Source organism: Thiobacillus sp. 65-1402 (genome assembly GCF_001897685.1).
Lineage (GTDB): Bacteria > Pseudomonadota > Gammaproteobacteria > Burkholderiales > Thiobacillaceae > Thiobacillus.
In genome coordinates this window covers 1-10,956 of record NZ_MKUG01000077.1, presented here as the reverse complement: position 1 = coordinate 10,956, position 10,956 = coordinate 1, and the positions used below count along the sequence as shown (strand labels likewise).

The window sequence follows — 10,956 nt, the reverse complement described above, 5'->3', positions numbered from 1 at the left end:
CCAGAGCATCGTCGGGCCAGCCCAGGGTTTCGGCGACCTCGACCAGGCGTTCGGTGCCCGACCGGTGCGCCGGCGAGGTCATCAGGGCCGGATAGCCGGCGGCCTCGACCGCCTGTTGCACGCGTGCGTCGTCGGTGGCGACCACCACCGATTCGGCGCCCGCCTGCAAGGCACGCTCCAGCACGTGCAGCACCATGGGGCGCCCGCCGATGTCCGCCAGCGGCTTGCCCGGCAGTCGGCTCGACGCATAGCGCGCGGGAATGACGACGCGGAAATGCATGGGGGCGTCGCCGCTAATTGCCGTGAATTTCGTCGGGGTCGAGCGGACGCGCTTCTTCCGGCAGCATCACCGGAATGTCGTCGCGGATGGGATAGGCGAGGCGGCACGCACGGCACACCAGTTCGTGCGCGGATTTCTTCCATTCGAGCGGGCCTTTGCAGACCGGACACACAAGAATTTCAAGAAGTTTCGGATTCATCGACAAGAGTCCTGTAGTTCGGAGACGCACCCGCCGTTTCGGGCTGTTGCGACTTGCTTTGATAAAGATGGATGTCGGCGACCGACAGCAGCGTCACCAGGTCGTGGCCGTCGCGCGGGGCGTGGCTGACGCCCAGGCTCACCGCCATCGGCAGGCCGTTGCTGCGGCTCCAGGCTGCGGTACGCACTTCGATGCGCTCGAAAATCTGGCGGACGGCGGCGGCCTCGCGCAGCGGCAGGATAGCAACAAATTCGTCGCCGCCCCAGCGTCCGCACACGCCCGTCTCGGCCGATTCGCTGAATATCTGCGCGAATTCGGCCAGCACGCGGTCGCCCGCACCGTGGCCATAGCGGTCGTTGACCGACTTGAACTGGTTCAGGTCGGCAAACAAGACGGTGGCCGGGCTGCGCGTATTCGTCTTGTCGAAGATGCTGTCTGCTGCGGCAAGCAGGCCATGGCGGTTGAGCAGTCCAGTCAGCGCATCGAAGCGGCTGCGGTAATCGAGCTGACGCCGCTGTCCCTCGATGCGCCCCATCAGGATGTAGGCGTACAAGGCCAGGGTGACCCAGAACACGCCGAAGAACACATCGCCCGCACCGATCTCGAACCCGCCGAGACGATAGCGCAAGGTAAAGGAGATCGCCATGCCGAGAAAAATGCCGCCCAGCACCTCGCTGAACAGGCGCATTCCGTAGCGCATGCCGTTGCCCAGCAGCACCATCAGGAACGCCAGCGCAGACGGCGGGATCGGGTTGGGGTCGTGAATCACGCACAGGGCAACAATCAGCAGATCGGCGCTCATGGCGCTGCGGATTTTCAGCAGCGTGACGCCGCGCAGCGCCTGGTGGAAGAACCAGCTGTTGAGGAAGAAATAAGCGCCGAGCGCGAGCAGCAGCTGCTCGATGCTGAACAGCACCGGGGGGACGCTTTCCAGGGTGGAGAAATAAACGACCGCCAGCGAAAAGAACAGGTAGCGGGTGAAGAACTGGGTGACGATTTCGGAGCGGTCGGGCACCCAGAAACCGGCCTCCCCGGTCTCGGCCATCCAGCGGCAGGGATGACGGCGGTCGCCCCAGTCGGATGATTGCATCCCCATACCTCCTCCCTTGATGCGCATGCGCCGTATCTTTATTGTTCGATGCGTGCGTCCAGCCAGTCGACGAATCCGGATTCCGGGGCGACGTCGAGTTCCACCGCCCACCAGTCCACCCCTGCAAATGCGCGACATTTTACCGCGTCTTTTTCCGTCATCAGCACGGCCGCGCCGGCAGGCAGCTCCTGTGGCTGAAAGGCGTGATGATCGGCGAACGCACGCGGGCTGAAGCGGATGCCATGCGCTTCGAGCATGGCAAAAAACCCCTCTGGGCGGCCGATGCCGGTGACGGCGAGCCAGTCGTGTGCCGGCAGTTCGCCAAGCGCTCTTTTTTCCTGCGGCGCGCGCAGACGATAGGCCTGACCGGCACGGTAGTCGGCGCGCCAGGCTCCGTCGAATCCCGGCGGCTCGGCTCCGCCGCGTACCACCTGGATCACCGCATCCACGCTGCGCAGCCGGCTCCGCGGCTCGCGCAAGGGGCCGGCCGGCAGCAGCCAGCCGTTGCCCAGCCCGCTCGCCGCATCGATCACCGCCAGTTCGATGTCGCGCTGCAGGCGGTAGTGCTGCAGGCCATCGTCGGCGACGATCACGTCCACCCCCGGATGGCGCGCCAGCAAGGTGCGCGCCGCCGCCACCCGGTCGCGCCCAACCACCACCGGCGCCGCGGTCTTGAGATGGATCAGCAAGGGCTCGTCGCCGACTTCTGCCGGCGGACTGTCGGCCTCCACCTCGACGCAGCCGCGCGCCGCGCCGCCATAGCCGCGACTGACCACGCCCGGGCGATGCCCTCGCGCACGCAGCCGGTTCACCAGCCAGATCGTCAGCGGGGTCTTGCCGCTGCCGCCGACGGTGATGTTGCCGACGATGATCACCGGCACCCCCACCGCAACCGGGGTCAGCCAGCCACGGCGATACGCCAGCCGGCGCGCTCCGGAGACGACGGCAAACAGTGCGGCAAGGGGGGAGAGCAGCACCGTGAGCACGCCGGTGCGCGCCCAGACATACCGAACGGAGAACATGAATGCGACCGCCTAAGGGGCGGTCTGGGTGGCGAAGGTGATGCGGGTCAGCCCCACCCGGCGTGCCGCTTCCATCACGTTCACCACCGACTGATGCGCGGCCCGCGCATCGGCGTTGATCACCACCACCGGCTCGTCCCGCCCGGCGGCGGCTTTTTTCAGTGCGGCGGCCAGTTCGTCGATCGAGGCCTCGCCGACCGCGCTGCTGTCGATCTGGTAGCGGCCGTTTTCGGCCACCGCCACTTCGATCTGCCTGGGCGGGTTGGGCGTTTGCGCAGCGCTGCTGGTGGGCAGGTTGATCTTGAGTTCGGCAAAGCGCGCGTAGGTGGTGGTCACCGCCAGGAAAATCACGATGACGAGCAGGATGTCGATGAACGGAATCAGGTTGATTTCCGGATAATCCTCGCGGCGGCCTCGGCGAAAATTCATGGCGGCCTTACTTCCGTTCGCCGTGGACAATTTCCACCAGCTTGATCGCCTGCTGTTCCATGTCCACCACCAGCGATTCCACCTTGCTGCGGAAGTAGCGGTAGAAAATCATCGCCGGGATCGCCACGATCAGGCCGAATGCGGTGTTGTACAGCGCAATCGAAATGCCGTGCGCCAGCTGGCCGGGGTTGGTGCCGGTTGCGGTTTGTGCGCCGAAGATTTCGATCATGCCGACGACCGTGCCGAACAGGCCGAGCAGCGGCGCCATGCTGGCGATGGTGCCGAGCGAGGTCAGGAAACGGTCGAGTTCGTGGGTGACGGCACGGCCGGATTCCTCGATGGATTCCTTCATCACTTCGCGCGAGTTGTGGGCGTTCTTCAGCGCGGTGGAAAAGATCCGCCCCAGCGGGGAGCCGTCGGCCAGCCGGGCGACCAGCTCCTGCGTCGCGCCGCGTTCCTGATAGGCCTTGATCGTTTCCAGCAGCAGACTGGCGGGTGCCACTTCCTGGGTACGCAAACTGTAGGCGCGTTCGATAATGATGGCGACGGCGATGACCGACGCCAGAATCAACGGCCAGACCGGCCAACCGGCCGCCTCGATGATGGCAAGCACTGGATACCACTCCCAATAAAACAACAGGCGAAATGTAGCGCCCGCGCGCAGGGTTCGGCAAGCCCCCATTGCACGGGAGGCATTTTTGGCGCGCCGGTCCGAGTTCTCCACAATTGATGTGGATAAGTCTGTGAGGAACTCCTTGCCGGTCCCCCTAAACACCCGCCCACAAAGGAAAAAGCGTTTTGGCACAAAAAGTAACCAATCCACTTAGTCGTTTTATATCAATGAGTTACAAAAACACAACTATCGTCAATAGGGTTTTAAACATTTTTTTATAGGAATTTGCCGGCTGTGCATGAACCGTGCCGGGCATGAACCCGCTATCCTGCGCGCCATGGACTGGATCGAAGACTCCCCGGGCGCCGCAGAACTGCCCGTGCTCACCGTGAGCGAGCTCAACCGCATGGCGCGCCGTGCGCTGGAATCGCAATTGCCGCTGCTGTGGGTGGAAGGCGAGGTTTCCAACTTCACCCGCGCCGCGTCGGGCCATTGGTATTTTTTCCTGAAGGATGCGAATGCGCAGGTGCGCTGCGTGATGTTTCGCGGCCGCAACCAGTTTGCCGATTTCACCCCTGCCAACGGCGACCACATCGAGCTGCGCGCCCTGCCCTCGCTGTATGAAGCGCGCGGCGAATTCCAGCTGGGCGCCGAGTCGATCCGCCGCGCCGGTGCCGGCCGGCTGTATGAGGCCTTCCTCAAGCTGAAGGCGAAACTGGAAGCCGAAGGCTTGTTCGAGCCGGCGAAAAAACGCGCCCTGCCGCGCTTTCCGCATTGCCTCGGCATCGTCACTTCGCCGCAGGCGGCGGCCCTGCACGACGTGCTGACCGCGCTGGCGCGCCGCATGCCGGGTCTGCCGGTGATCCTCTACCCCACCCCGGTGCAGGGCGCCGGCGCCGGCGCGCAGATCGCCGCCGCCATCCGCACCGCGGGTGCGCGCGCCGAATGCGACGTGCTGCTGGTGTGCCGCGGCGGCGGCTCACTGGAAGACTTGTGGGCATTCAACGACGAAGCGGTGGCGCGGGCGATTGCCGCCAGCCCGATGCCGGTGGTGAGCGGGGTCGGCCACGAAACCGATTTCACCCTGGCCGACTTTGCCGCCGACCTGCGCGCGCCCACGCCCACTGCGGCCGCCGAGCTGGCCAGCCCGCTGCGCCAGGAACTGCTGCTGCAGCTGGACCATTTGGCGCGCCAGCTCCGCCACCATCTCGCCCGCAGGCAGCACGGCGAAATGCAGCGGCTGGACTACCTGGCGCGGCGTCTGCTCCATCCGGCCGAACAGCTGCGCCGCCAGCAGCTCGCCTTGAGCCCGTTGGCGCAGCGCCTGCACCGCGCCACCCGCACCCGCCTCGCGCACGAACAGCTGCGGATCGCACGCCTGAGCCAACGCCTGGCGACGCCGCTGCACGCCATCCGGCGCGAGCAGCAGCGGCTCGACGCGCTCGACGCGCGCGCCCGGCGCGCAATGGAGGGCGGCCGGGTGCGGCGCCGGCTCACGCTGGCGCGCCTGGCCAGCAGCCTCGCCCACCTCAATCCGGAAGGCGTGCTGGCGCGCGGCTACAGCATCGTCCAGCGGGAAAACGGCGCCATCGTGCAGGATGCCGCGACGCTCGATGCGGGCGACACCGTCGGCATCCGCTTCCATCGCGGGCAGGTCCGCGCCACAGTGGACGCCGTGGACAAGGCTTAACGGGCCGCTATTGCGTCTGCAGGTGCGCGGCCACCCGCGCCAGCGCCTGCGCCTCGAGGTCGTCCGCGAGGCAGTCCAGCTCCACCGCATCGGGCCACGAGCGCAGCCAGGTGAGCTGGCGCTTGGCGAGCTGGCGGGTGGCGGCGATGCCCTGTTCGCGCAGCGCCGTCAGATCGATTGCGCCGTCGAGATAAGCCCACGCCTGGCGGTAGCCGACCGCGCGCATGGCGGGCAAATCGGGCGTGAGCGCGTAGCTGCGGCGCAGGCTTTCCACTTCGTCGAGCAGGCCGGCGGCAAGCATGGCGTCGAAGCGCGCGGCGATGCGCTGGTGCAGCACGCTGCGGTCGGACGGGATCAGGGCGAGTTGCAGCACGCGGTAGGGCAATTCGGGTTGGCCCCGGTCGAGCAGCGCCGACATGGGCGTGCCGGCAAGCCGGAAAATCTCCAGCGCGCGGCCGATGCGCTGCGAATCGTTCGGTGCCAGCCGCGCGGCGGTCACCGGGTCGACCACGGCCAGCTCGGCGTGCAGTGCGGGCCAGCCGCGCGCGGCGGCTTCCCTTTCCAGCTGTTTACGCAGCGCGGCATCGGCGCGCGGCAGATCGTCCAGCCCGTGCAGCAGCGCGCGAAAATACAGCATGGTGCCGCCGACCAGCAGCGGCACCCTGCCGCGCGCGGCGATGTCGGCCATCAGCCGTCGCGCATCGGCGCAGAACGCCGCCGCCGAATAGGCCTCGGTGGGGTCGCGGATGTCCAGCAGATGATGCGGTGCGCGCGCCAGGGTGGCGGCATCGGGCTTGGCCGTGCCGATGTCCATGCCGCGGTACACCAGCGCCGAATCGACGCTGATGATTTCGAGCGGAAAGCGTTCGAGCAGGCTGACCGCAAGCGCGGTCTTGCCGGCGGCGGTCGGGCCCATGAGGAAAATGGCGGGAGGCAGATACTCAGGCATGGCGGTCGATTATGCCGCAGTCGGGCAGGCGGCAAGCAATATCAAAGGGCTCCAATCCCCGCAACGCATCCATGAAAAACGGCGGGAAATCCCGCCGTTTCCATCGCAGCCGCCGGAATCAGGCGGTGGCGTACTGCGCCTTGGCCTGGCGTGCCGCCGCGATCTCGTCGGGGCCGTATGCCTTGCCGGACCACAGCATTTCGTAGGCGATTTCCTCGTTGCCGTTTTCGCACAGTTCCAGCGCTTTCCGGAACAGCGGCTGGAAGGTTTCGGAGCGGTGCGATTTTTCGTGGTTTTCGAAGTCGGTCCAGAAGGTCACGATCAGTGCTTCCTTGCCCTTCATCGGGCTTTCGACCGCCTGGCCGATGGTCGAGCCTTCGTTCGACACCTGGCCGGAGTTCAGCGCGACGAAGCCTCCCACAAAACCGGTGTCGGAGTGATAGGTCTTGACGTTTTCGCACAGAAACGCCACGCGCTCCTGCAGGTCGTCCACCGTATATTCCGGCTTCAGGACCACGCGGTTGACGGTCACGATGCCGTCGCTCGGGAAATTGGCGATCAATCCACTCATGGCTTTCTCCTTTAATGAAGATGAAGGGCTGAACTGCACTTTCAGTCTATATACCCGAGTATATTAGTCAACCATTTTATTCGAATATTCAATGACCCCTGCAATAAACCGGATCGATCGCCGGCATGCTCAGATGTAACGCTTCTGCTCGCTGCGCTTGCCCGGCCGCTTCTTCATGATCACCACCCCCTTAGCCACGTCGACATCGGGTACCGGAATGTTCTCGTACAGCGGGTTGAGCGGTTTCAGCATCCAGCCGTCGTCGTGCTTCACCAACTGGCGAAAGATGTATTCGTCGTTCACGTAGGCCACCACGTAGGAGCCGTCCTTGACCAGGCCGGAGGGTTCGACGACGATGATTTCGCCTTCTTCGAATTCCGGCAGCATGGAATCGCCCAGCACCATCAGCGCATAGGGTTCGGCGCTGGCACAGCTGCTGGCCTCGTTGATGTCCTGGATGGGTATGGTTTTGCGTTCGTTCATGATGACCTGCCTAGCTTGGTTAATCAGGTAAAGCTTATATATAAAAGTGCCGGTCGCAAAATCAGCGCCCACGCATGAACATGGCGTCGAGCTCCTTGAGGCTGATCTGGAACCAGGTGGGGCGGCCGTGGTTGCACTGCCCGGCCCGCTCGGTGGCCTCCATCTCGCGCAGCAGCGCATTCATTTCGGGCAGCGTCAGATGCCGGTTGGCGCGCACCGCGCCGTGGCAGGCGAGGGTTGCCAGCAGTTCGTTGCGGCGCTCGGCCAGCAGGCGCGCCACGCCGAATTCGGCGACCTCGGCCAGCACCGCGCGGGTCAGCTCGACCGGATCGGCATCCTTCAGGAGCCACGGCACCGAGCGCACCGCCACCGAGGTCGGCGAGGTGACCGACAACTCGAAACCGATGTCGGCAAGCGCCTCCAGATGCGGGCCGATTTCCGCGACGTCGCGCGCGTCGACCGTGAGCACCAGCGGAATCAGCAGGGTTTGCGCCGGCACCGCGCGGGCATCGAGCGCATTTTTGAGCTTTTCATACACCACCCGTTCGTGCGCGGCGTGCATGTCGACCAGCACCAGCCCCTGCGCGTTCTGCGCCAGCACGTAGACGCCGTGCAGCTGCGCCAGCGCATAACCGAGCGGCGGTGCGTCGTGCACGCCCGCTTCGGGCAAGGCCTGCGCCGCAGGCGCGACCAGCCCCGCCGAACCCTGTCCGAACCCTGAACCCCGATCCAGGGGTGCGTAAAACGCCATCGCCTCGGCCACCTGCAGCGGCATCGCCGCCTGCTGCGGCGCGCCCCAGGCTGGCGGCCTGGATGCGGGCGCAGGGACAGCGGCGGGCACGTCGCTGGCCGCCACCGGCGCCCCCAGCAGGCGCTCGACCGCGTGATACAGGAACTGGTGCACGCCGCGGCTGTCGCGGAAACGGATTTCGGTCTTGGCCGGATGCACGTTGACGTCCACCGTTTCCGGCGGCAGTTCGATGAACAGGCAATACGCCGGGTTCAACTGATGATGCAGCACGTCGCGGTAGGCTTCCTTCAGCGCATGGACGATCAGCTTGTCGCGCACGTAGCGGCCATTGACGAATACGTGCTGGCTGTCGCGGCCGGCGGTGGCGGCGCTGGGGCGGATCACCCAGCCGCTCAGCCTGAGGGCGCCCGCCGCCGCTTCGACCGCAATGGCGTTCTGCCCGAAGGCGTCGCCCAACACATGGCGCACCCGCGCATCGGCCGGCTCGGCATTCAGGCGCAGCTGCACGCGGCCATTGTGCGTCAGCGTGAACCCCGTCTGCGGCTGCGCCAGTGCCAGGCGACGTACGGTTTCGGCGCAGTGGGCGTATTCGGTGGCGTCGGTTTTGAGAAACTTGCGCCGTGCCGGCGTGTTGAAAAACAGATCCTGGATATCGATCGTGGTGCCGCCGGCGCGCGCCGCCGGTGCGGGCGCGGCAAGCTGTCCGCCTTCGGCCTGCAGCGTCCAGGCGTGCGCCGCATCGACGCTGCGGCTGGTCAGCTGCAGCCGTGCGATCGCGGCAATCGACGCCAGCGCCTCGCCGCGAAATCCCAGGCTCGCCACCCGTTCGAGGTCGCTCAAGCTGGCGATCTTGCTGGTGGCATGGCGCGTCAGGGCAAGCGCCAGCTCGTCGCGCGCGATGCCCATGCCGTTGTCGCTGACACGAATGCGCTTGATGCCGCCCTGCTCCAGCTCGACCTGGATTTCGGTGGCGCCGGCATCGAGGCTGTTTTCCAGGATCTCCTTCAGCGCTGCTGCGGGGCGTTCGACCACCTCGCCGGCGGCGATTTGCGAAATCAGCACATCGGGCAGGACGCGGATGCTCATGGCCGCTCCGCAAACGGTACGCCGCGCCGTGCCGCCATGGCGCGGCCCAGCCGTTCGACATCGGCGGCGCCGAGCGTTTGCCGCGCCAGCGGCAGCACATGGGTGTTCTCGAATTCGAGATGGCTGCGATTGAGGGCAATGAAACGGCGCGCCAGCGCTTCGTCCAGCGCGTTCGCCGCGCCCGTTCCGAGCTGCCGCAAGGCAGGACTCAGGCGCCGCCACAGCAGGGCCAGCTCGTCGTGTTCCAGCGTCAGGGCTTCGACCAGATCGCAGGCGCCGGGCGCACCCGCCTGTTCCAGCAGCGGAAACAGGTTGCGCTCCTCGTCGTCGTGATGGTGCACCGCGGCGGTGTCGAAGTAAGCCAGCACCGCACGCGCGGCCTGCTGCGCCTGCGCGTCGGCGCCGTGCGCCGGCAGATGCGCCAGTATTTTTTCCAGGGTGTCGCACTGTTTGGCGATGCGGCCATGGCAGGCCTCGAGCACTTCCAGCGGCCGCGCGAATCCCGGGGCCGCCGCACCCAGCAGGCTGCCGGTCATGGATTGCGGGTCAGCCGCGACGGCGCGGTCAGCGGGTGTTTGTCGAAGTAATCCTTGACGCCGACGACGATGGCGTCGACCAGTCGATCCTGGTAGGCGGAGTCGTTGAGGCGCTTCTCTTCTTCCGGGTTGGAAATGAACGCGGTCTCGATCAGGATCGACGGAATATCCGGCGCCTTCAGCACGGCGAACCCGGCCTGCTCGACGTGCGCCTTGTGCAGCGTGTTGACGCCGCCGATTTCCTTCAGCACCGCGCGCCCCAGCTTCAGGCTGTCGTTGATGGTGGCGGTCTGCGACAGGTCGATCAGGGTGCGCTTGAGAAAAGGATCCTTGACGTCGATGTTGATGCCGCCCACCAGATCCGCCTCGTTTTCCTTCTTGGCCAGCCAGCGCGCCGCGACCGAGGTCGCCCCGTTCTCCGACAGCGCGAATACCGACGAGCCGCGCGCGTGCGGCTTGATGAAGGCGTCGGCGTGGATCGACATGAACAGGTCGGCCTTCACCGCGCGCGCCTTGGTGACCCGCTGCGCCAGCGGCACAAAGTAGTCGCCGTCGCGGATCAGCACGGCGCGCATGTTTTCCTGGGCGTCGATTTTCTGCTTGAGTTTTTTCGCCAGCGCCAGCGTGATGTCCTTCTCGCGCGAGCCGCTGGCGCCGAGCGCGCCGGGGTCTTCGCCGCCGTGGCCGGCATCGATCGCCACCGTAATCAGCCGCGCGTATTGCGGCGTGGCAGGCTTGGCGGGCCTGGGTTGTTCGGTCACGCTGGATTGCGGCGGCGCGGCCGGAGTCGCCGCGCTATCGGCGGTCTGCGCCGGGCCTGCCTGAACCGGATACAGGTCCACCACCAGCCGGTGGCCGTATTGCCCCAGCGGCGGCAGCTGGAACACCGAGGGTTTGACGGCGGTTTTCAGATCCAGCACCAGGCGCATCACCCCGGGACGATTCATCCCCACGCGTATGGCGCCGATATAGGGATCCTCCACGGTCAGCTGTCCCGCCAGCGCGTCGAGCGCGGCGCCCGCCTCCACGCCCTCGAGGTCGATCACCAGCCGCTCGGGGTTCGACAGCGCGAAGTATTTGTGCGCGACCGGCTGCGCCGCCTCCAGCGTGATCCGCGTGTAATCGGGCGACGGCCACAGGCGTGAGGCGGACAGTTGCAGCGCCTGGGCCCAGCCCGACGCCAGCAAACCGCACAACAGGAAAGTTTTCAGCAGGGCGTGCAACATGCCTCCAGGTAACGGGCGCCGCGCGGGCTGG

The 10,956-nt window shown here is 66.2% G+C and carries 13 protein-coding genes; 1 reads left to right on the top strand and 12 read right to left on the bottom strand.

All coding sequences use genetic code 11. From position 1 onward, the window contains the following. From BGO62_RS06580 to BGO62_RS06555, 6 genes are all read right to left on the bottom strand, one after another. The coding region (locus BGO62_RS06580; RefSeq protein WP_296640453.1) for an NTP transferase domain-containing protein at positions 1 to 280 on the bottom strand (280 nt) is incomplete at its 3' end. 13 nt (positions 281 to 293) lie between these two features. Then, positions 294 to 479, bottom strand: coding sequence for a Trm112 family protein (locus BGO62_RS06575; protein WP_296640450.1), 186 nt, complete (start codon positions 477 to 479; stop codon positions 294 to 296). Next, the gene (locus BGO62_RS06570) at positions 460 to 1,569 is read right to left on the bottom strand and encodes a GGDEF domain-containing protein (RefSeq protein WP_296640448.1); all 1,110 of its coding nucleotides are present in this window, start codon (positions 1,567 to 1,569) and stop codon (positions 460 to 462) included. Before BGO62_RS06570 ends, BGO62_RS06575 begins: the two co-directional genes overlap by 20 nt. Positions 1,570 to 1,607: 38 nt before the next feature. Then, positions 1,608 to 2,591, bottom strand: coding sequence for a tetraacyldisaccharide 4'-kinase (gene lpxK / locus BGO62_RS06565; RefSeq protein ID WP_296640446.1), 984 nt, complete (start codon positions 2,589 to 2,591; stop codon positions 1,608 to 1,610). 12 nt (positions 2,592 to 2,603) lie between these two features. After that, positions 2,604 to 3,020, bottom strand: coding sequence for a biopolymer transporter ExbD (locus BGO62_RS06560; RefSeq protein ID WP_296640443.1), 417 nt, complete (start codon positions 3,018 to 3,020; stop codon positions 2,604 to 2,606). 7 nt (positions 3,021 to 3,027) lie between these two features. Beyond that, positions 3,028 to 3,633, bottom strand: a complete 606-nt coding sequence (locus BGO62_RS06555; protein ID WP_296640441.1) for a MotA/TolQ/ExbB proton channel family protein — start codon at positions 3,631 to 3,633, stop codon at positions 3,028 to 3,030. Positions 3,634 to 3,970: 337 nt separating this feature from the next. Between BGO62_RS06555 and xseA the strand changes: the two genes are divergently transcribed. Further along, the gene (gene xseA, locus BGO62_RS06550; protein ID WP_296640459.1) at positions 3,971 to 5,323 is read left to right on the top strand and encodes an exodeoxyribonuclease VII large subunit; all 1,353 of its coding nucleotides are present in this window, start codon (positions 3,971 to 3,973) and stop codon (positions 5,321 to 5,323) included. A gap of 7 nt (positions 5,324 to 5,330) precedes the next feature. On the opposite strand, the gene miaA is transcribed toward xseA, so the two are convergent. From miaA to BGO62_RS06520, 6 genes are all read right to left on the bottom strand, one after another. Further along, positions 5,331 to 6,272, bottom strand: a complete 942-nt coding sequence (miaA, locus tag BGO62_RS06545; protein WP_296640439.1) for a tRNA (adenosine(37)-N6)-dimethylallyltransferase MiaA — start codon at positions 6,270 to 6,272, stop codon at positions 5,331 to 5,333. Positions 6,273 to 6,390: 118 nt separating this feature from the next. Next, positions 6,391 to 6,843 carry a ligand-binding protein SH3 gene (locus tag BGO62_RS06540; RefSeq protein WP_296640438.1) on the bottom strand — a complete coding sequence of 151 codons (453 nt, stop codon included), beginning with the start codon at positions 6,841 to 6,843 and terminating at the stop codon, positions 6,391 to 6,393. A 129-nt stretch (positions 6,844 to 6,972) separates the two neighbouring features. Beyond that, positions 6,973 to 7,326 (bottom strand): S24 family peptidase, encoded by a 354-nt coding sequence (locus tag BGO62_RS06535; RefSeq protein ID WP_296640436.1) that lies wholly within the window; start codon positions 7,324 to 7,326, stop codon positions 6,973 to 6,975. 61 nt (positions 7,327 to 7,387) lie between these two features. Beyond that, on the bottom strand, positions 7,388 to 9,163 hold the full coding sequence (mutL, locus tag BGO62_RS06530; protein WP_296640431.1) for a DNA mismatch repair endonuclease MutL: 1,776 nt from the start codon (positions 9,161 to 9,163) through the stop codon (positions 7,388 to 7,390). After that, complete coding sequence (locus BGO62_RS06525; protein WP_296640430.1) at positions 9,160 to 9,699, bottom strand: hemerythrin domain-containing protein; 540 nt, start codon at positions 9,697 to 9,699, stop codon at positions 9,160 to 9,162. The genes mutL and BGO62_RS06525 overlap by 4 nt, the downstream gene beginning before the upstream one ends. Continuing rightward, positions 9,696 to 10,925 (bottom strand): N-acetylmuramoyl-L-alanine amidase, encoded by a 1,230-nt coding sequence (locus BGO62_RS06520; RefSeq protein ID WP_296640456.1) that lies wholly within the window; start codon positions 10,923 to 10,925, stop codon positions 9,696 to 9,698. The genes BGO62_RS06525 and BGO62_RS06520 overlap by 4 nt, the downstream gene beginning before the upstream one ends. Positions 10,926 to 10,956 lie beyond the last annotated feature (31 nt).